Raw genomic sequence first — 19,898 nt, forward strand, 5'->3', positions numbered from 1 at the left:
CCGGGCGTTTCGCGGGCGGCTACTGTGATCGGCATGGCGACCAACGCGAACGCAGCAGCAGCCTCCGGCTCCGCGGAGATCGGTGTGATCGGCGGCTCGGGCTTCTACTCCTTCCTGGACGACGTCACCGAGATCCAGGTCGAGACGCCGTACGGCCCTCCCAGCGACTCCCTGTTCCTCGGAGAGATCGCCGGCCGACGGGTCGCGTTCCTGCCCCGGCACGGGCGCGGCCACAGTCTGCCGCCGCACCGCATCAACTACCGCGCCAATCTGTGGGCGCTCCGGTCGGTGGGGGTACGGCAGGTGCTCGGCCCGTGCGCGGTGGGCGGGCTGCGGCCGGACTACGGCCCCGGAACCCTGCTCGTGCCCGATCAGCTGGTGGACCGTACGCAGGCCCGCACACAGACGTACTTCGACGGGCTGCCGCTGCCCGACGGCACTGTCCCGAACGTCGTGCATGTCGCGATGGCCGACCCGTACTGCCCGCGGGGCCGCAAGGCCGCGCTCGCGGCGGCGCGCGGGCGGGACTGGGAACCGGTGGACGGCGGAACGCTGGTGGTCGTCGAAGGGCCGCGGTTCTCGACCCGGGCCGAGTCGCGGTGGTACGCGGCGATGGGCTGGTCCGTGATCGGCATGACGGGACACCCGGAAGCCGTGCTCGCGCGTGAACTGGAACTCTGCTACACGTCGATGAGTCTGGTCACGGACCTGGACGCGGGCGCCGAGGCGGGGGAGGGCGTCTCCCACGAGGAGGTGCTGAAGGTGTTCGCCGCCAATGTGGACCGGCTGCGGTCCGTGCTCTTCGACGCGGTGGCGGGGCTGCCGTCCAACGAGTCGCGGGACTGTCTGTGCACGGGCGCGCTGGAGGGGCTCGACCCGGGGTTCCAGCTGCCGTAATCACCCTGCGGGGTGAGCAAGTTGTCCACAGGCGCGGGTCCGTCCACAGGCGTGAGCAGGGTGGGCACGAAGTGTGGATCGTGGGGAGCGGCCGGTCACGGACCGGCGGGCAACTCTCCCTACGGCAGACAGGCGGTGCGCGGCATGTCGCTTCCCTCTTCTTCTTCCTCCTCCGCTTCCCGGTCCCACCCGTCCTCCCCGTTTTCCCCGTCCTCCTCCCCGGCTTCCTCAGCGCCGGAGCCGCTGGGCGTGCCGCTGTTCGCTCCGCTGCGGGTGCGCGGCGGAGCTCAGCGGCTGCGGCGGGCGATGCGCAGGCGTCGGCGGGCGATGGCCGCGGGACTGGCCGTGACGGCTGCCGCCTTGGCCGCGTCGGGTGCCCAGGGCTCGAAGGGCCCGGCCGGCCCGTTGGGACCGAGCGGCGAACGCGGGCCGGGTACAGGCGCGTTGGCGGCAGCGGCACCGGCGGCACAGCATCGGCGGCCGGCCACGGACCTGGTGTCGGCTCCGGTGCGGATCGCGGACGCCGCGACGGTCCGGCTGCTGCGGCCGGGAGACCGGGTGGATGTGATCGCGTCCGCCGACTCCCCCGTGGGGGAGGCCTCAAAGGCGGTGGTGGTGGCCTCGGGGGCTCGGGTGGCTGACGTACCCCGGGCCCACGAGAATTCCGCGGACGGCGGTGCGCTGGTTGTCCTGTCCGTCCCGCGGACCACCGCGGTGAAGCTGGCGGGCGCCGGAGCGAACTCCCGGTTGGCGGTGACGGTGTGCTGACCGCCGCCCTCGTGCCGCCACCCCATCTGTTCTCGCACCCGGACTGGACAGCGCGACAGGACCCTGCCGTAGGTTTCGCACCATCCCCTCTCCCCTGTTGCACATGTGAAATGAGGCTCATTCGTGAGCGAGAAGAAGACGAGCGTGCTGGAGGGCTTCAAGTCCTTCCTGATGCGCGGCAACGTGGTCGACCTCGCGGTCGCGGTCGTCATCGGCGCCGCCTTCACCAACATCGTGAACGCGGTGGTGAAGGGCGTGATCAATCCGCTTGTCGGCGCGTTCGGAACGAAGGACCTGGACTCCTACGCCTCCTGCCTGAAGGACGCCTGCGAGGTCGTGAACGGCGAGGTGCAGGGCATCCAGATCATGTGGGGATCGGTGCTCGGCGCCACCCTCCAGTTCCTGATCACGGCGGCGGTCGTCTACTTCCTCATGGTGCTGCCGATGTCGAAGTACCTGGCGCGCCGGGCCGCCATACAAAAGGCGAGGGAAGGCGTACGGGAGACGCTGGAGGTGACCGAGCTGGAGGTTCTCAAGGAGATACGCGATGCTTTGGTGGCACAGCGCGGCACGGGCACAAGTGCCTCAGACACGGCGCGCACCACCGGCACGACCGGGTCCGGCGCCAGCCGGTAGCGCGGGCGTGGGGCCTTGAGGCCTCAGATGTGGTGGGGCGGCTTCTCGTCGAGGAAACGCGCCAGATCGGCGGCGCTGTCGCCGCTCGAGGAAGGCCGCTCGCCCCACCCACGGTCCGTATCGTCCGAGGACTGCTGGTCCAGCGGATCGTCGAAGATCAGCTTCGGCTTCGGGTGCTGCTGCCGGGGCTGCTTCGCAGCTCGCGATCCGGGGGCGGGGGCGGCGCTCATGTCTCCAGGGTACGGCGGCGGGCCGGGCCGCGGTCAGCGGTCCCTGGGATCGAGCCACCACAGCGCCAGGACGACCAGGAAGGACAGACACAGGAATCCCGCACCCCACCAGGCTGTTGCGGTCTCCCCCTGCATCCATTCGTTGACGACGACGGTCAGACCCCAGAGCTGTCCGACGACCACAGTGCCCGCCAGCGCCAGCCGCGCGGTGAGCATCGACGAGCGTTCGGGCTCCTGTTCACTGCCGGCGCCGGGACCGGGCCCGGTGCGCGTGATCCGCGGATCGCCGTAGCCGCTGGTGGGGCGGATCTGCGGATAGCGCTCACGCACGGGCCGGTTCAGCCGGGCCTCGGAGCTGCCGGGGCGGTATGCCGGACGGGGCGGCAGGTTCGAGTCGTCACTCATCTCCGGCCCCGCTCGGTCGACGGCGACGGCGACCGCATGCCGCGCTCCGGCGTCGGACCCGCGCGCGGCGTGGACCTGGACTCGGCCGACGTCCCGGTCTCCGATTCTCCCACCGCCCCCGGGCAGCCGATCAGCGCCGCGCGGTCCGGTGCCACTTCGGCGAACTGGCGGCACCAGGCGTCCTTGTCGTTCTCGCCGGAGCGGGCGGTCGCGACGGCCCACACACTGCCGAAGGCATCCTCGTCGAGGATCACCCGGGGCAGCGGCCGCGGTGGCGGGCCGGCGGTCACATCACCGGTCCGGACGTCGAAGACGCCGTCGTGGCAGGGGCAGAGCAGCTCGCCCTCCAGACCCCGGTCCGCACGGAACAGCACGGCGCAGGCCAGATGCGTACAGACCGCGGAGTAGCCGGCGAGTGTGCCGTCCTGCAGCCGGATCGCGATCGCCCGGTCCTCGTCACCGGGGTAGCGGAAGGCCAGGGACTCACCGGGCGCGAGAGCATCCGCGATCTTCTTGGGCCTGGGTACGCCCTCGTTGTCACCGTGCCGGTGCAGTACGCCGCCGGCTACGCCGATGCCGCCGACGGCGAGGCCGCCGGAGACCGTCGCGACAATGCGCAGATAGTCGCGGCGAGTGGTGAGCGAGTCAGCTGCGATCCGGTCGTGGAGCGCCTCCTGGGCGGCGTCCGGAAAGTGCTGGACGGGCCCTTCCCCGGGCGGAGGTGCGGTGACGCTCATCGGACATCCACTCCGTTCACCTCGATCACCGGCAGTCCGCCGGGCACGGGCCACCGGACCTTCTCGGCGGGCACGACTATGGCCACACCGGTCTTGACGACGACATCGCCAAAGGTGAAGGAGTCGGCGACCTGGACGCCGGGGCGTTCGGCCTGGAGCTCCTCGACGGTGCCGTAGAACAGGGCGCCGGTCGGGCAGACCGTGGCGCACATGGGAGCGAGACCGTAGGCGGTGCGGTCGTAGCAGAGATTGCACTTCATCTGCAGCTTCGCCTGGAGGTCGATCTTCGGTACGCCGAAGGGGCAGGCGTTGACGCAGTTCGCACAGCCGATGCAGCGCGTGGTGTCCGCCTGCTGCACCACTCCGTCCGCGGTGACCAGGATCGCGTCGGCGGGGCAGACCTCGGCGCACGGGGCGACCGGGTCCTCGCAGTGCATACAGACGGTGGGGAGGGATGCGACCGAGTGCCCCTCGTCGGGGTAGTCGAGATGGATCATGGACTTGCCGCGGTGCGAGTCGCACTCGCGGCAGGCGGAGACACAGGCCTGGCAGCCGATGCAGCGCCCCGGGTCGATGAAGATCGTTCTGCCCATCATGGCGGGCGTCAGCCCCTCTCGGCAGTGCCGCGGCCCTGCGGCGAGGTGGGGGGCAGGGGGTCGGTGCGGGAAACCTGGGCCTCCGGGTAGGCGACATGCCCCGGTGCGACGGGCGGCGCGGGCACCTCGTCGATCTGTTCGGCCGCCTCGATACGGCAGGCGCACACCTTGTATTCAGGGATCTTGGACCGGGGGTCGAGCGCGTCGATGGTGAGTACGTTGGCCGCCGTGGGGACGGGCCAGTGGTACGGCACGAAGACGGTGTCGGGGCGGATGGCCTCGGTGACCAGGGCGGGGAAGACCGCTCCGCCACGGCGGGTGACGACACGCACCGGCTCGCCGGAGCGGAAGCCGTGAGAGGGGTGCACCTCGACCCAGGGGCGCGGGGTCTGTTCGACGAGCGCGCCGAGCCTGCGGGTCTGGTTGCCGGACAGGAAGTGGGCGACGGTGCGGCCGGTGGTGAGGGACATGGGGTACTCGTCGCTGTACGGGTCCATCGGCGGGTGCCAGTCGACGGCCTGCATATGCATCTTGCCGTCAGGGTGGTAGGTCCTCCCGTCCTCGAACAGGCGCGGGGTGCCGGGGTGGTCGGTGGCCGGACAGGGCCAGGCGATACCGCCGGTCTCCTCCAGGCGCTCGTAGGTGATCCCGTAGTAGTCGTTGACGGTCCCGGCGGAAGCGACGCGCAGCTCGTCGAAGACCTCGCGCGAGCTGGTGAACGCGAACTTGTCGCCCGCGCCGAGGCGCTGCGCCAGCCGGCAGATCACCCAGGTGTCGGTGCGCACGCCGGGGGGCGGTTCCTGGGCCTTGTTGTGCTTGATGACGCGGGCTTCGGCATTGGCCATGACGCCTTCGTCCTCCGCCCAGGTGGTGACGGGGAAGACGACATGGGCGTTGGCAGCGGTCTCGGAAAGGAAGAAGTCGAATTGGGCATGGAATTCGATGGCGTCGTAACCCTCTTTGACCACCTGGTAGTTGGGAAGGGAGACGAAGGGGTTGTTGCAGATGCCGATCAGTCCGCGGATCTCACCGCGCTGCATCTGCCAGATCATTTCCATCATCGAGGTGCCTGCGGGCGGGAGTTCGGACTCCTCGATGCCCCAGATCTCGCAGATCTGCCGGCGATGCTCGTCGTTCATGATCGAGCGGCCGCCGGGCAGCAGGTCGGACTTCTGGCCGTGTTCGCGACCACCCTGGCCGTTGCCCTGGCCGGTGATGGTTCCGTAGCCGGCGCCCGGCCTGCCGATATTGCCGGTGGCGACGCACAGGTTGATCACGGAGAGGCAGTTCTCGACACCCTGGGAATGGTGCTCGATACCGCGGGCGTGCCAGGCCATGGCCCGGTCGGCGGTGGCGAAGGCGCGGGCGACCTCGACGATCTGTCCGGCGGGCACACCGCAGATGCCGGCGGCGCGGGAGGGTGGATATTCGGCAGCCTTGGCCTTGACCTCGTTCCAGCCGGTGGCATGGGCCGCGAGATAGGCCTCGTCGGTGAGGCCTTCCTCGATGACGACGTTCAGCACGGCATTGAAGAACGCCGAGTCGGTGCCCGGCTTGATCGCCACATGAATGTCGGCGGTGCGGGCGATCGCGGTCTCGCGCGGGTCGACGACGATCAGCGAGGCTCCGCGGTCCCTGGCCCCCCACAGATACTGGGTCATCACGGGGAAGCACTCGCCGACGTTGGAACCCGCGATCAGCAGGCAGTCGGTGAGGAGGATGTCGGCGAAGGGGTTGCCGGCCCGGTCGATGCCGAAGGCCAGCTTGTTGGCTCCGGCCGCGGAGACCATGCAGAGGCGGCCGTTGTAGTCGACGTGCCGGGACTTGAGCGCGACGCGGGCGAACTTGCCGACGAGGTAGGTCTTCTCGGAGTACAGGCTGGCGCCGCCCAGCAGCCCGAAGGCGTCATTGCCGTACTCGGCCTGGATGCGCCGGACCTCGGCCGCGGTGAAGTCGAGTGCCTCCTCCCAGGAGACTTCGCGGAAGGGCTCGTCGCGCGAGCGGCGCATCAGCGGAGCTGTGAGCCGGTCGGGGTGGTTGACCTGCTGATAGGCGTTGATGCCCTTGGGGCACAGGCGCATGCGGTTGATGTCGTGGTTGCGGGGTTCGACACCGAAGACCTTGCCCTTGCTGTTCACGCGGAGATACATGCCGCACTGCACTCCGCAGAAGCAGCAGTGTGTGGGGACGAGGGTCTCGCCGGTCCGGTCGGCGTGCCACCGGTCGGCGGGGATGCCGCCCGCGTCACGGAAGTCACGGGTGCCGGGCGGGGCGATGGAGGGGTCGACGGGGACGGTGGCGGACTCGTCGGGAGTCACTTGTAGCCCTTCTTCACTTGGGTGAGATACGCGGTGCCCCGCAGGACGCGCTTGCAGCGCGGGCAGTACTCGGCCCACTGGTCGAAGTCGAGCTTCAGGTCGCGCATCGTGCCTCTGAGGTTCTCGACATAGGGGGCCGTGTCGATGGGCAGGGCGCAGCGGCGGCAGGTGAAGATCTGCTCGTCCTGGCGGGCCGTGTACTTGAACAGCTGCATGCCGACCGCGGCCGGCCGCTGGACGATGTGGAAGAACTTGCCGAACGGGATGTAGATGAGCGTGAGGACCACCGACACCATGTGCAGGATCGCCAGGAACTCGTAGCCGCCACCGTTCAGAAAGATCGACGAGAAGGTGAGGAGGAGCCCCGTCACGGAGATGACGATCAGAGCGATCAGCGGGACCAGGTCATAGGCGAAACGCTGGCCGGTGATGGCGCCGCGGTCCTTCATCCGCCGCCACAGGAAGTACGAGGCGCCGGGGATGACAAGGACCGCCGCGAGGTCCAGGCCGTGGAACATGCCCCAGCCGAAGAAGCCGAGCGCATCGAAGCCGATCACTTCCAGGCCCCAGATCCGCATCTCGTAGCCGGGACCGGACCCGGTGTTCGAGGTGAAGGTGAACCAGCCCCAGGTCAGCGGGAAGGTGATCAGCGCGGCGAGGATGCAGCCCCAGAAGATCAGCTGATGGGCGGCCCAGCGGGCGTGCGAGCGGGCGCCGAGGAACTTCTGGAAGCCGAGATAGGTGGCGATCATCTTCGGCAGTGCAACGGGGGCGCGGCGGAAGTTCTCGGCCGAGAAGAGACTGCGCCGGCCCTGCTCGAAGAGCCGGCGTGCGCCGGGAGCGGAGACCCACACGGTGTACCGGTAGGCCACGCCGAAGGCGAGGAAGACCGTGGCGACGGCGTAGGGCAGAAGGGCTGCGTCGAAGTCCTTCAGCAGTCGGCTGCCGAACACGATCGCCAGAATCAGCAGTACGGACACGATGGTGCCGGCCGCCGTCGCACGCAGGTGGACGGGAAGCGGGCGGGCCGAGTCGGACCCGGCCGCGGGGGGCGGGGGCGGCGGCTGCTCGGTCGGCCGCGCGGGCGGCTTCGCCGGTACCTCGTCGGGGGGCTCCGGTGGCTCGGTCACGGGGTCACGGTAGGGCCGTGCGTACCCTTTGACCCCTTTTGCCGGTCGGCGGAGTGAGCTCGTCCCTCGGATGGCTCGTCGCTCAGACGGATTCAGCCCCGCTCGGCGCAGATCCCTGGCCTCCGGCCCCCGGACCTCGGGACTTCGGGACCTCACGACCTCGGGACCACCGGACCGGGCGGCGTGCGCGGTGACCGAGTGACCGGGCAGGGCGGCGCGCGCGTCCCACCGGGCAGTCGCCCCCTGCTCTGCTGTGCTGGGCCGATGACGTCCACCCCCGCACCGGACCCTCGCGCAGGAGTGGGCTCGGCCGCCCGACCGCTGCGCCGTATGAAGGCGCGCAGCCGCGCCGAACCTCATCGTGCCGCGACACCGCTGGAGCTGTTCTTCGACCTCTGCTTCGTCGTGGCGGTCGGCCAAGCCGGGGTGCAGCTGGTGCACGCCCTCGCCGAGGGGCACTACGCCACCGGCATCACCGGCTACGGCTATGTGTTCTTCGGCGTGTGGTGGGCCTGGATGAACTTCACCTGGTTCGCGTCCGCCTACGACTGCGACGACGTGCCGTACCGCATCGCGACGTTCATCCAGATCAGCGGCGTGCTGGTCTACGCGGCCGGCGTGCCGCGTGCCTTCGCCGACAACGACTGGACCGTCGCCGTCATCGGCTATCTGCTGATGCGGGTCGCCCTGACCGCCCAGTGGCTGCGTGCCGCCGCATCCGAGCCGCCGGGGGCGGCCCGCCGCACCAATACCCGCTACGCGGCCGGCCTCGCCATCTGCCAGGCGGTCTGGGTGGCACTGCTGGCCGCCCCCGAAGGTATGCGGCGCTGGCTGTTCCTGATCGCGGTGGTGGCCGAACTCCTGGTTCCGGTGATCGCCGAGCGGGACCACCAGACCTCGTGGCACCCGCACCACATCGTCGAGCGGTACGGCCAGTTCACCCTGATCGTGCTGGGCGAGACGATGTACGCCGCCACCACCGGTGTGCAGTCCGCGCTCGACGAGACCGATGCCGTGTACGAGCTGTTGCCGATCGCGGGCGGCGGACTTCTCATCGTCTTCTCCGCCTGGTGGGTCTACTTCGCGGTGCCTGCCCACGAGCGGCTCAACTCCAACCGCCAGGCCATTCCCTGGGGTTACGGGCATTTCCTGATCTTCGCTTCCGCCGCCGCGATCGGAGCGGGCCTGGAGGTCGCGGTGGAGGAGTCGGTCCACAAGGCCCATGTCTCCACCACCGCCGCGGCGGCCACCGTCACGATCCCGGCCGCGGCCTTCGTCCTGACCGTGTGGGCGCTGCACTCCCGCCACTTCAAGCGCGGCATGGCGGAGCAACTGACACTGCCGGTGTGCGGGCTGGCCATCCTGGCCTGCACCTTCGCCGGCCAGTGGGCGGTGTTCACCGCCGGACTGGTCTCCGCCGTGACCGTCGCGGTCGGTGTGACGCTCACCACCCGTCACGCTCGCCCCACCCGACCCCAACTACGGTGATGCGCATGGCCGTTATGGACAGGAATGACGCGGCGACGGACGGGCTCACCGATGTGCGGGGCCTGAGAGTCGGTCATGCGCAGGTTCCCGGGGACCGTGCACTCAGCGGCACGACCGTCGTCCTCGCGCCCGAGGGCGGGGCGGTGGCGGCCGTGGACGTACGGGGCGGCGGACCGGGCACCCGGGAGACCGATGCGCTCGACCCCCGCAATCTGGTCCAGCGCATCGAAGCGGTGGTGCTGACGGGCGGCAGCGCGTTCGGGCTGGACGCGGCTGCCGGCGTGATGGCCTGGCTGGAGGAGCAGGGCCGCGGCGTACGGGTCGGACAGGACCCCTCACAGGTGGTTCCGGTGGTCCCGGCCGCATGCGTCTTCGACCTGGGACGCGGTGGCGACTGGCGGGCCAGACCCGACGCGGCGACCGGGCGCGCCGCGATCGAGGCGGCGGCGGCCACGGCCGAGGGCGCACCCGTCGCACAGGGCGGCGTGGGAGCCGGGACCGGCGCGGTCGTCGGACAGTTCAAGGGAGGCATCGGCAGCGCGAGCACGGCCCTGGAGTCCGGGATCACGGTCGCCGCGCTGGTGGTGGCGAACGCGGCGGGCTCGGCGGTCGACCCGCGGACGGGCGCCCTGTACGGCAGTTACGTGGCCGAGCTCGCTGAGCGCGTCGCGACACCGCCCGCGGCCGTCCACGCGGCGGCGCAGCTGCGGCTGGCCGAGGCACGCGAGAACAGCGGACCGGCACCGCTGAACACCACGCTGGCCGTGGTCGCCACGGACGCCGATCTGACCCGTGCCCAGGCGCAGAAGCTGGCAGGTACGGCGCACGACGGCATCGCGCGCGCCGTACGGCCGGTCCATCTCCTCAACGACGGCGACACGGTCTTCGCGCTCGCCACGGGGACCGCCCGCCTCGACACGGCCGACCCCCTGGCCCTCAACGAAGTGCTGGCCGCGGGCGCGGACGTGGTGACCCGGGCGATCGTACGAGCGGTGCTGGCGGCGCGCAGCGTCGACGGGCCGGGCGGCACGTTTCCGTCCTACGGGGAGCTGTACGGCGTCGAGTGACGCACCTCGCGCCGCTTCGTTTTGCCGAACCCGGGACGCGCTGTCAGACCCAGACGCTACGTTTAGCAATCAGCAAGTGACGTGTGGCGACGGCCTGGAGACCCATGTTGAACGAGCCGACCGGACAGAGCGACGAGCACGACGAACCGTACGAGACAACCGAGCTGCACCTCGAGCGACTCCTGGGCCGGGCGCTCAACTCCTTCGATCTGCCCGACAGGACGGTCGAGCGGCTCGAGTCGGCGCTGGCGCACGCCAGTTCGCTGCATTCCTCGCACCACAGCACGGGACTCCATCGCGCCACCTACCGGCACACGTATCTGCTCAGCGACGGCAGTTCGCTCACGCTGTGGGAGCTCGTCCACAGCACCGGTCCGGACGCCGCGGACGAGTACGAGATCTACGCCGACGAGTGCGAGGCCCGCCTCGCCGCGTCACGTCTGCCGGCCGGCTTCCCGGGTTTCGCGGGCTCCGGGTTCCTCGCCCGCCCCGGCAGCCCGGACGAGGAGGGCGTGGGCCCGGACCTGGACGCCGATCTCGAGCTGCTCGCCTCGCTGATGTGCGCTCCCCCGGCCCCGCTCCCGCCGAGGTACGTGCCCGACGACTCCGCCGACCACGCCCGCCGCGTACTGCGCCGCGCGGAGAACGCGGACCGGCCGGGCGAGGAGACGGCGTGCCGGCTGCGGGCCGCCTTCGCCCACCACATCACGCAGGTCTTCGGCCGCCAGTTCCGGGTGGCGGGCAAGGACGCGGGCTTCACGCTCTACGAGCACGCGTTCCTGCTGCTCGACGGCACGGAGACGAGCCTGTGGGAGGTCGAGCACACGGCGACCCCGGACGGCCGCCATATGTGCGAGGTGTACGACACCGAGCACACCGCCCGCGAGGCGATGGAGCTCCGCGCGCAGGTGCGCCGCTGACCTCGTTGCCGTCATGACACGACGATGCCCGCGGCACCGAAGTGACGCGGGCATCGGCCTGGTTCGGCCCGTCAGTGCACGAGTATCAGTGCGCGAGTACCGGCTCCGGCTCGGTGCCCTTCACCGGCTCGGGCTCGTCCTCCGCACCCTCCACATGCTGCTTGGGGCGGGCCGGCAGGGCGAACATCACCACGAAGATCACGGCCAGCACCGCGGCCACCCACCACAGCGAGTGCTGGAACGCCTCCGCATAGGCCTTGCCGATCCCGTTCGGCACGATCCGCTCCTCGTCGACCGATCCGAAGAAGACCACCGACACCAGGCCGAGACCGAGCGCCATGCCCATCTGGCCGGTCGTGTTGATCAGACCGGACGCCGAGCCGGCGTGCTCGCGCGGGACGTCCGAGAGCACCGCGTCCGTCAGCGGCGCCACGATCAGCCCCATTCCCGCACCCATGACCACCAGCGGCAGGATCATCTGCCAAGGGTGGATGCCGGTGCCGTAGCGGTCGGCCTCCCATATGTAGATCAGCAGACCGGAGGCCATGATCGCGGCGCCTGCCTGCAGCACCTTCCGGCCGAAGCGCGGGACCAGCATCTGAACGGACATCCCGGCCGCCGCGGAGACCGCGATCGAGAACGGCACCCCGGTCAGACCCGCCTTCAGCAGACTCCAGCCGAGTCCTGTCTGCATGTACAGCGTCCAGACCAGGAAGAAGATGCCCATCACGATGCCGAACGTCAGCTGGACGGCGACGCCGGCGGCGAAGCTCTTCACCCTGAACAGCGACAGCTCGACCAGCGGCGAACCGTCTTTACGCGTCTTGTACTTCTCGTAGACCACGAACGCGGCGAACACCAGCACGCTGCCGGCCATGCACAGGTGACCCCACAGCGGCCAGCCCAGCTCATGCCCGCGGGTCAGGGGGTAGATGAGCATCAGCAGCGCGAGCGTCACCATCGCGACACCCACCAGGTCGAGCCGCAGCGCCTTGGGGGCCCGGGACTCGGTGATGAACTTGCGGCCCAGCAGCAGACCCGCGATGCCCACCGGCAGGTTGATCAGAAAGATCGGACGCCACTCGAGACCGAAGAGGTTCCACTGGGTCAGCAGCGCGCCGAGCAGCGGCCCGGACACCGCGCCGAGGCCGATGATCGCGCCGAACATGCCGAAGACCTTGCCGCGCTCATGGGCGGGGAAGGTGACATGGATGATCGCCAGCACCTGCGGCACCATGAGCGCGGCAGTCGCGCCCTGGAGCAGGCGGGAGGCGATCAGCATCTCCTCGTTCGCGGCGAAGCCGCAGAGCGCGGAGGCGAGTGTGAAGCCGGTGATGCCGATCAGGAACAGCCGCTTGCGGCCGTAGATGTCACCGAGTCGGCCGCCCGTGATCAGACCGGCGGCGAACGCGAGGGCGTAGCCCGCCGTGATCCACTGGATCGCGCCGAAGGACGCGCCAAGATCTCCCTTGATGCTGGGGATCGCGATATTGACGATGGTGACGTCGACCAGGTCCATGAAGGCCGCGGTCATCACGATGGCGAGGGCTATCCAGCGACGACGGTCTGATGCCGTATCCGGTACGGCGGGCTGTGAACTCATAGGAAGAAACTAGAGTCCATATAGGTCAGCTCATGACCTAGTCGCGGGGCATCCTGAGTGACATGACCGACACCCCGGCACGACTGTTGAATCTGCTCTCGCTCCTCCAGACCCCGCGCGAGTGGCCCGGCAGCGAGCTCGCCGAGCGCCTCGACGTCAGCCAGCGCACGATCCGGCGCGACATCGACCGGCTGCGCGACCTCGGCTACCCGGTCGAGGCGACACGAGGCTCGGTCGGCGGATACCGCCTGGTCGCCGGCGCGGCCATGCCGCCGCTGCTCCTCGACGACGAGGAGGCCGTCGCGATCGCGGTCGGGCTTCGGGCCGGAGCGGGCCATGCCATCGAAGGCATCGAAGAAGCTTCGGTGCGGGCCCTGGCCAAATTGGAACAGGTGCTGCCGTCCCGGCTGCGCCACCGGGTCACCACGCTCCAGGCCGCGACGATCCCGCTCACCAGGGGCGACGGCGCGACGATCGATCCAAGAACGCTGACGGTGATCGCGGGCACGGTGACCGCGAGGGAGCGGCTCCGGTTCGCGTACCGCGCGGGGGACGGGTCGGAATCGCGTCGGCAGGTCGAGCCGTACCGCCTGGTCTCGACGGGGCGCCGGTGGTACCTCGTCGCGTACGACCTGGGGCGGGAGGACTGGCGTACGTTCCGCGTGGACCGGGTCGCGGAGCCGTTCGCCACAGGTGCGCGGTTCACCCCGCGGGAGGTGCCGTCGGGGGACGACGCAATGGAGCTGCTGCGCCACTCGATGTCGAGGCGCCAGCCGGAGCACGAGGTCGACGTGAGCTTCGCGGCCCCGGCGTCGTACGTGGCGGCGCGGCTGCCGGAGACCCTGGGATCGCCGGTCGCGACCGGCGACGAGACCTGCCGGCTGCGCGCGCGGGCGGCGGACTCGGTGGAGTGGCTCGCCCTGCGGCTGGCGCTGGTGGACTGCGAGTTCACCGTTCACGGCCCGGCGGCACTGCGCGACTACGTCACGGATCTGGCGACCCGGCTGACGCGGGCCACCAGCTGACCCCGCGAGCTCCCGGCAGCTGCCCCACGCCGAGCGGCAGCCGACGCACCCGACCCGCGACGCGGCACCAGATCGACGGCCCCGGGGAGTGCGCCCCGGGGCCGCCTGTCGCCGGACCCCTTACACCGCCGCCCTTGTGCCGCCGCCCTTATGCCGCCGCGTCGAAGCCCGTGTCCCGGGCCATGCGCTTGAGCTCCAGCAGCGCGTGCTTCTCGATCTGGCGGATCCGCTCGCGCGTCAGGCCGTGCTCCTTGCCGACCTCCGTCAGCGTCCGCTCACGGCCGTCCTCGATGCCGTACCGCATGCGGATGATCGATGCCGTCCGGTGGTCGAGCTTGCCGATCAGGCCGTCGAGCTCCTCGCTGCGCAGCAGCGTCAGCACCGACTGCTCGGGCGACACCGCCGAGGTGTCCTCGAGAAGATCGCCGAACTGCGTCTCGCCCGCGTCGTCCACCGCCATGTTCAGACTGACCGGGTCACGGGCCCAGTCCAGGACGTCAGCGATCCGCTCCTCCGTGGAGCCGAGTTCGGTCGCGATCTCCGCGGCCTCGGGGTCCCGGCCGTGCTCCCTGTTGAACTCCCGCTGGACACGCCGGATCCGGCCGAGCTCCTCCACCAGGTGGACGGGGAGCCGGATCGTGCGGGACTGGTCGGCTATGGATCGGGTGATGGCCTGACGGATCCACCACGTCGCGTACGTCGAGAACTTGAAGCCCTTCGCGTAGTCGAACTTCTCGACCGCGCGGACCAGCCCGGCGTTGCCCTCCTGGATGAGGTCGAGCAACGGGAGACCGCTGCGCGGATAACGCCGCGCCACCGCCACCACCAGGCGCAGGTTGGAGCGGATGAAGACGTCCTTCGCCCGCTCGCCCTGCTCCGCCAGGGCCTCGAGCTCCTCGCGCGTGGCGCCCCCTGCCTCGCTCTCCACTGCACCGTCGAGAATCTGCTGGGCGTAGACGCCGGCCTCGATGGTCTGGGAAAGCTCGACCTCCTTGGCGGCGTCGAGCAGTGGCGTACGCGCGATCTCATCGAGATACATGCCGACCAGGTCGCGGTCGGCGATCTCCCCGCCCACGGCGCGAACGCTGCTTGCCCTCTCGGACCCTCCGGCCTTCGAGGTGCCCCCAACATCGGACTGCCGACGGGCGACGGCACGGGTTGCCATGCGTGCTCCCTTGCTGAGTAGGTCGCGACACCCTTCCGGGTGCCCTGCATCCGATGGAAACAACGACTGGAATCCGGACAGAATTCCCACACGGTGCATTGATTTTCGCGATCATGCAGTACCCTGTGCGGCCACCAGGGGGAGGCCAGATGCCGCAGGAATGTACAGATGTCCAGGTCAGGGCAGGCACGGAAGCCGACCTGACGGCGCTCACGGAGATCTACAACCACTACGTCCGCGAGACCCCCATCACCTTCGACACGGCGCCGTTCACTGCTGAGCAGCGGCGCTCGTGGCTGCACTCCCACCCTGAAGACGGCCCGTACCGCCTTCTGGTTGCTCAGGATGTCCGAAATGCCGAAGGCTCTTCCGCGGATCACTCCCGGGCGGGGGGCCACTCCCGGGCGGGTCGCATCCTGGGCTATGCGACCAGCAGCCCGTTCCGCCCCAAGCCCGCGTACTCCACCTCCGTCGAGGTCAGCGTCTACTGCGCCGCCGAGGCCACCGGCCGAGGCATCGGCACCCTTCTCTACACGGCGCTCTTCGATGCCCTGAAGAACGAGGACCTGCACCGGGCCTACGCGGGCATCGCGCTGCCGAACGAGAGCTCGGTGACCCTGCACACCCGCTTCGGCTTCCGGCACGTCGGCACGTACGAGCAGGTCGGCCGTAAGTTCGGCCGGTACTGGGACGTCGCCTGGTACGAGAAGCGACTGGGCGAGCCGGTGCTGCCCTGACCGCAGCCCGGCCGAACTGCCGGGTCAGCCGAACTGCACGGACCGCTTGGCGAGGCCCATCCAGAAGCCGTCGATCACGCTCCGGCCGCTCCCGAGCTCGCCCTGGGCGGCTCCCAGGGTGACGAACAGCGGGGCGAAGTGCTCGGTGCGCGGGTGAGCCAGCCGGCCCGCCGGGGCCTTGTTCTCGAAGTCGAGCAGCGCGTCCACATCCTGCGCCGCCAGCGCCCGCCGCCCCCAGTCGTCGAACTCCGTCGACCAGCCGGGTGTCCCAGCGTGCCGAAGCGCCGCCAGATTGTGGGTGAAGAAGCCGCTGCCGACGATCAGCACACCCTCGTCCCGCAGCGGCGCCAGCCTGCGCCCGATCTCCATCAGCTTCTGCGGGTCGAGCGTGGGCATCGAGATCTGGAGCACCGGAACGTCCGCCCCGGGATACATCTCCACCAGCGGCACGTACGCCCCGTGGTCGAGGCCCCGGTCGGGGATGTCCTGGACCGGGGTACCGGCGCCGCGCAGCAGCTTGCGTACGGAGTCGGCCAGGCCGGGTGCGCCGGGCGCGTCGTAGCGCACCCGGTAGTAGTGCTCGGGAAAGCCCCAGAAGTCGTACACCAGCGGAACGGCCTCGGTCGCTCCGAGCGCGAGCGGCGCCTCCTCCCAGTGCGCGGAGACCATGAGGATCGCCCGGGGGCGCGGCAGGCCGGCGGACCAGGCGGCGAGCTCGCCGGGCCACACCGGGTCGTCGGCGAGCGGCGGGGCACCGTGCGAGAGGTAGAGGGCGGGCATGCGGGCCCCGACCCGGGCCTCAGGTGTTGCATTCATGACGGCTCCCGATGGGACCGGCTGCCCGCGCCCCACGCCTGGCCGGCTTTCGCCGGCATCTCTTCTTCGACCGCTTCGACGCTTGAGCGTTCTACTTGAACCTTCAAGCTAAATCGACCCTAACCCCATATTGTTCAACTTTCAAGAATGGGTCGTAGAGTGGGATACATGAACACGGCATCCAACGGCGGGAGCGGCGCCGGGCCGCGCTGGCTGACCGAGGACGAACAGCGCGTCTGGCGCGCCTATCTGCACGCCACCACCCTCCTCGAGGACCATCTCGACCGCCAGTTGCAACGGGACGCCGGGATGCCGCACATCTACTACGGCCTGCTGGTCCAGCTCTCCCAGGCCCCCCACCGCCGCAAGCGGATGACCGAGCTGGCCATCGACGCCAAGATCACGAGGTCCCGGCTCTCCCACGCCGTGGCCCGTCTGGAGAAGCACGGCTGGGTGCGCCGCGAGGACTGCCCCTCCGACAAGCGCGGCCAGAACGCGGTGCTCACGGACGCGGGCCACGACGTGCTGCGGCGGACCGCGCCCGGCCATGTGGAGGCCGTACGCCAGGCCATGTTCGACCGGCTCACTCCCGAGCAGGTCGAACAGCTCGGCGAGATCATGCGTGTCATGGCCGAGGGGCTTCAGCCGCCGGACACCGGTGCGGATCTGCCCTGGCTGCGCTGACGGCTGCGGGCCTGCACACCGAAGGGCCTCGTCCGGATGCATCGGACGAGGCCCTTCGGTCATGCGTGATCTCTCCAGCGCACGCGTGATCTCTCACGCGTTCGTGTTGCCCCTCAGTGCGCGATGACCGGGACCTTCACCTCGTCCTCGACGGCATCGGCGTCACCCGAGCCCGCGACGGCCGGACCGCCGCCCGGACGCCCGGTGTTGATCAGCGTGAACGCGATCGCCGCGGCTGCCACCAGGATGCCGACCGCCCACCAGATCGCCGACGAGAAGCCGTGCACCATGCCCTGGAGCTCCAGCAGCTTGGGGTCGCGCGCCCCGGCGGCGTGCGAGCCGATGTACGCGGTCGTGGCGGAGGCCGCGATGGTGTTCAGCAACGCCGTACCGATCGCGCCGCCCACCTGCTGCGAGGTGTTGACCATCGCGGAGGCGACGCCGGCGTCGGCCGGGTTCACCCCGTGGGTGGACAGCGACATCGCCGGCATGAACGCCGTACCCATGCCCAGGCCCAGCAGCAGCTGCGCCGGCAGGATCAGGCCCGCGTACGAGCTGTCGATCTCCAGCTGCGTCAGCATCAGCATGCCGACCGCGGCGACCACGAAGCCGGGGCCCATCAGCAGCCGCGGTGCGACGCGGGTCATCAGGCGGGCGCCGATCTGGGTCGAGCCCGTGATCATGCCCGCGATCATCGGCAGGAACGCGAAGCCCGTCTTGACCGGCGAGTACCCCTTCACGACCTGCAGATAGAACGTCAGGAAGAGGAAGAGCCCGAACATGGCGATGATCGCGAGACCCAGCGAGAGGTAGACACCGCCGCGGTTGCGCTCGGTCAGCACACGCAGCGGCAGCAGCGGCGCCTTGACCTTCGCCTCGGTGACGACGAACGCGGCGAGCAGCACCACGGAGGCGATGAACATGCCCACGGTCAGGCTGTCGGACCAGCCGGCCGACTCGGCGCGGGTGAAGCCGTACACCAGCGCCACCAGACCCAGGGTCGACAGGACGACACCGGGGATGTCCAGGGACGAGCGGTTGCGCGCGCCCTCGGGCTCACGGATCACGAAGTACGCGCCGACGGCGGCGACGATCGCGAACGGGATGTTGACGAAGAAGGTCCAGCGCCAGTTGAGGTACTCGGTGAGGAAGCCGCCGAGGATCAGGCCGACGGCGCCACCGCCACCTGCGATCGCACCGTAGATACCGAAGGCCTTGGCCCGCTCCTTGGCGTCGGTGAACATCACGGCGAGCAGCGAGAGCGCGGCGGGCGCGAGCAGCGCGCCGAAGACACCCTGCAGGGCGCGGGCGCCGAGCATCATCGCCTCGCCGTTCGCCGCGCCGCCGAGCGCGGAGGCCGCGGCGAAGCCGAACAGTCCGACGACGAAGGTGCGCTTACGGCCCCAGAGGTCGGCGATACGGCCGCCGAAGAGCAGCAGTCCGCCGAAGGCCAGGGCGTAGGCGGTGATGACCCATTGCCGGTTGGCGTCGGATATGCCGAGGTCCTGCTGGGCGGTGGGCAGCGCGATGTTCACGATCGTCGCGTCGAGCACCACCATCAGCTGGGCGAGGGCGATGAAGACCAGGGCTTTCCAGCGGTTGGCATCAGGGAGAGACATGTCGGGTGTTTTTGGCATGGGTCTGGCCACCTAAGGAGTACGGAGAGATCACGCGGGACACCTGTCCTCGCGAGTGAAGTGAGTAAGAGGCTTGCTCAGTAAGGGAGTTGGCGGGTCAGCGGGCCGTGGACGCGGGCCCTGCCCGGGCTTACGGCATCACATGGAGCTCCGGAGGTCTTCCAGGGTCGCGGCCGCACCCGGCAGTTCGGAGCGCGCGGGCGCTTCGAGGCCGTCCAGGAACAGCTGAAGATGGCGGTGGACGAACTGGTCGATGCTCAGGCACTCGATGCCCGGCAGCGGCCGGGTGAGCTGGGACAGCGCGATCATCAGATCGCCGGCGGCGACGTCGGCGCGCATGCGGCCCGCCCTCTGGGCCCGTTGGACGAGGCTCTGCACTGCCGCCTCGAGGCGCTCGCGCCCGGCGTGCAGATCGGGATGGTCGGAGTCGAAGCTGCCGGAGAGCATCGGGCACAGGGCGCCGATCCGCTCATCGGCGGCCGCGTGGACGAAGCGGCACAGCGCGGAGAAGGGGTCGGCCTCCTCGGCGTCTGCGGTCTCGAGCTGCTGCACCGTACGGGTCATGACACTGAGGACGACCTCGCGGACGAGGACCGCACGGTCGGCGAAGTGGCGGTAGAGCGTGGCGTTGCCGACTCCGGCGCGGCGGGCGATGTCGTCGAGCGGGACCTCGGGTCCGAACTCCACGAACATCTCGCGCGCTGCCGTCACGATCCGCTCGCGGTTGCGCAGGGCGTCGGCCCGCGGGCGCGGCGTGCGGCGCGTTTCGGTGGCGGCGGCGGGGCTCACAGCTCCACTCCCTCTCCAGGTCGGTTCCACCCGGTCCCGTAATCGGGGACCGACTCCCCGTTTCGCGGGGACACAGGTCCAAACGGGGAATCGATCCCCGGTTATTTCCGGCCTCCATGTGACCTGAGTCACCCCTACTGCGCGGTAGTCCTTCGCCGACGAAAAATCGCACGATCGGACCACCCGACGGGCGCACCACCCCCTCCCGAATCAGGCTGTTTCGGGACGGAGTGCAGCCAGGGTCCGGCCT

Annotated in this window: 20 protein-coding genes; 9 read left to right on the forward strand and 11 right to left on the reverse strand. The window is 70.0% G+C overall.

The features are described from left to right. Nucleotides 1-33: 33 nt before the first annotated feature. From ABZ208_RS04015 to mscL, 3 genes are all read left to right on the forward strand, one after another. Nucleotides 34-897 (forward strand): S-methyl-5'-thioadenosine phosphorylase, encoded by an 864-nt coding sequence (locus ABZ208_RS04015; protein ID WP_356907996.1) that lies wholly within the window; start codon nt 34-36, stop codon nt 895-897. 249 nt (nt 898-1,146) lie between these two features. Further along, on the forward strand, nt 1,147-1,665 hold the full coding sequence (locus tag ABZ208_RS04020; protein ID WP_356907997.1) for a hypothetical protein: 519 nt from the start codon (nt 1,147-1,149) through the stop codon (nt 1,663-1,665). 123 nt (nt 1,666-1,788) lie between these two features. Then, nucleotides 1,789-2,301: a large conductance mechanosensitive channel protein MscL gene (gene mscL / locus ABZ208_RS04025; protein WP_356907998.1), complete on the forward strand. Its 513-nt coding sequence runs from the start codon at nt 1,789-1,791 to the stop codon at nt 2,299-2,301. A 23-nt stretch (nt 2,302-2,324) separates the two neighbouring features. Here the strand turns inward: mscL and ABZ208_RS04030 are convergent, their stop codons facing one another. Genes ABZ208_RS04030 through ABZ208_RS04055 form a run of 6 tightly spaced genes read right to left on the reverse strand, consistent with a single transcriptional unit; the run spans nt 2,325 to nt 7,594 of the window. Further along, nucleotides 2,325-2,531, reverse strand: a complete 207-nt coding sequence (locus ABZ208_RS04030; RefSeq protein ID WP_356907999.1) for a hypothetical protein — start codon at nt 2,529-2,531, stop codon at nt 2,325-2,327. A 33-nt stretch (nt 2,532-2,564) separates the two neighbouring features. Further along, complete coding sequence (locus ABZ208_RS04035) at nt 2,565-2,936, reverse strand: hypothetical protein (protein WP_356908000.1); 372 nt, start codon at nt 2,934-2,936, stop codon at nt 2,565-2,567. Next, nucleotides 2,933-3,673 (reverse strand): Rieske (2Fe-2S) protein, encoded by a 741-nt coding sequence (locus ABZ208_RS04040; RefSeq protein WP_356908001.1) that lies wholly within the window; start codon nt 3,671-3,673, stop codon nt 2,933-2,935. The genes ABZ208_RS04035 and ABZ208_RS04040 overlap by 4 nt, the downstream gene beginning before the upstream one ends. Continuing rightward, nucleotides 3,670-4,269, reverse strand: coding sequence for a 4Fe-4S dicluster domain-containing protein (locus ABZ208_RS04045; RefSeq protein ID WP_356908002.1), 600 nt, complete (start codon nt 4,267-4,269; stop codon nt 3,670-3,672). Before ABZ208_RS04045 ends, ABZ208_RS04040 begins: the two co-directional genes overlap by 4 nt. 8 nt (nt 4,270-4,277) lie before the next feature. After that, nucleotides 4,278-6,587, reverse strand: a complete 2,310-nt coding sequence (locus ABZ208_RS04050) for a molybdopterin oxidoreductase family protein (RefSeq protein ID WP_356908003.1) — start codon at nt 6,585-6,587, stop codon at nt 4,278-4,280. Continuing rightward, nucleotides 6,584-7,594, reverse strand: coding sequence for an MFS transporter (locus tag ABZ208_RS04055; protein WP_356908168.1), 1,011 nt, complete (start codon nt 7,592-7,594; stop codon nt 6,584-6,586). The genes ABZ208_RS04050 and ABZ208_RS04055 overlap by 4 nt, the downstream gene beginning before the upstream one ends. Nucleotides 7,595-7,981: 387 nt before the next feature. On the opposite strand from ABZ208_RS04055, the gene ABZ208_RS04060 reads away from it, so the two are divergent. The 3 genes from ABZ208_RS04060 (at nt 7,982) to ABZ208_RS04070 (ending at nt 11,192) form a co-directional block, all read left to right on the forward strand. Then, nucleotides 7,982-9,205, forward strand: a complete 1,224-nt coding sequence (locus ABZ208_RS04060; protein ID WP_356908004.1) for a low temperature requirement protein A — start codon at nt 7,982-7,984, stop codon at nt 9,203-9,205. 14 nt (nt 9,206-9,219) lie between these two features. After that, nucleotides 9,220-10,272: a P1 family peptidase gene (locus ABZ208_RS04065; RefSeq protein ID WP_356908169.1), complete on the forward strand. Its 1,053-nt coding sequence runs from the start codon at nt 9,220-9,222 to the stop codon at nt 10,270-10,272. 104 nt (nt 10,273-10,376) lie between these two features. Beyond that, nucleotides 10,377-11,192, forward strand: a complete 816-nt coding sequence (locus ABZ208_RS04070) for a DUF6227 family protein (protein ID WP_356908005.1) — start codon at nt 10,377-10,379, stop codon at nt 11,190-11,192. 85 nt (nt 11,193-11,277) lie between these two features. Here the strand turns inward: ABZ208_RS04070 and ABZ208_RS04075 are convergent, their stop codons facing one another. Then, on the reverse strand, nt 11,278-12,795 hold the full coding sequence (locus ABZ208_RS04075) for an MFS transporter (RefSeq protein WP_356908006.1): 1,518 nt from the start codon (nt 12,793-12,795) through the stop codon (nt 11,278-11,280). A 62-nt stretch (nt 12,796-12,857) separates the two neighbouring features. Between ABZ208_RS04075 and ABZ208_RS04080 the strand changes: the two genes are divergently transcribed. Next, nucleotides 12,858-13,820 carry a YafY family protein gene (locus ABZ208_RS04080; RefSeq protein ID WP_356908007.1) on the forward strand — a complete coding sequence of 321 codons (963 nt, stop codon included), beginning with the start codon at nt 12,858-12,860 and terminating at the stop codon, nt 13,818-13,820. 148 nt (nt 13,821-13,968) lie between these two features. Here the strand turns inward: ABZ208_RS04080 and ABZ208_RS04085 are convergent, their stop codons facing one another. Beyond that, nucleotides 13,969-14,985 carry a sigma-70 family RNA polymerase sigma factor gene (locus ABZ208_RS04085; protein WP_356908008.1) on the reverse strand — a complete coding sequence of 339 codons (1,017 nt, stop codon included), beginning with the start codon at nt 14,983-14,985 and terminating at the stop codon, nt 13,969-13,971. A 149-nt stretch (nt 14,986-15,134) separates the two neighbouring features. Between ABZ208_RS04085 and ABZ208_RS04090 the strand changes: the two genes are divergently transcribed. After that, a complete protein-coding gene (locus ABZ208_RS04090) occupies nt 15,135-15,722 on the forward strand; it encodes an N-acetyltransferase family protein (RefSeq protein ID WP_356908009.1) in 588 nt (195 codons plus the stop codon). A gap of 24 nt (nt 15,723-15,746) precedes the next feature. Here ABZ208_RS04090 and ABZ208_RS04095 read toward each other — a convergent pair whose 3' ends face one another. After that, nucleotides 15,747-16,538 carry a class III extradiol ring-cleavage dioxygenase gene (locus ABZ208_RS04095; RefSeq protein ID WP_356908010.1) on the reverse strand — a complete coding sequence of 264 codons (792 nt, stop codon included), beginning with the start codon at nt 16,536-16,538 and terminating at the stop codon, nt 15,747-15,749. A 168-nt stretch (nt 16,539-16,706) separates the two neighbouring features. Here ABZ208_RS04095 and ABZ208_RS04100 point away from each other — a divergent pair, with 168 nt between their 5' ends. Then, the gene (locus ABZ208_RS04100; RefSeq protein WP_356908011.1) at nt 16,707-17,222 is read left to right on the forward strand and encodes a MarR family transcriptional regulator; all 516 of its coding nucleotides are present in this window, start codon (nt 16,707-16,709) and stop codon (nt 17,220-17,222) included. A 113-nt stretch (nt 17,223-17,335) separates the two neighbouring features. Here the strand turns inward: ABZ208_RS04100 and ABZ208_RS04105 are convergent, their stop codons facing one another. Then, the gene (locus tag ABZ208_RS04105) at nt 17,336-18,859 is read right to left on the reverse strand and encodes an MFS transporter (RefSeq protein WP_356908012.1); all 1,524 of its coding nucleotides are present in this window, start codon (nt 18,857-18,859) and stop codon (nt 17,336-17,338) included. Between the two features lie 138 nt (nt 18,860-18,997). Further along, a complete protein-coding gene (locus ABZ208_RS04110; protein ID WP_356908013.1) occupies nt 18,998-19,648 on the reverse strand; it encodes a helix-turn-helix domain-containing protein in 651 nt (216 codons plus the stop codon). Nucleotides 19,649-19,898: the final 250 nt, after the last annotated feature.

The organism is Streptomyces sp. NPDC006208 (assembly GCF_040613775.1).
In the GTDB taxonomy this organism is placed as follows: Bacteria; Actinomycetota; Actinomycetes; order Streptomycetales; family Streptomycetaceae; genus Streptomyces.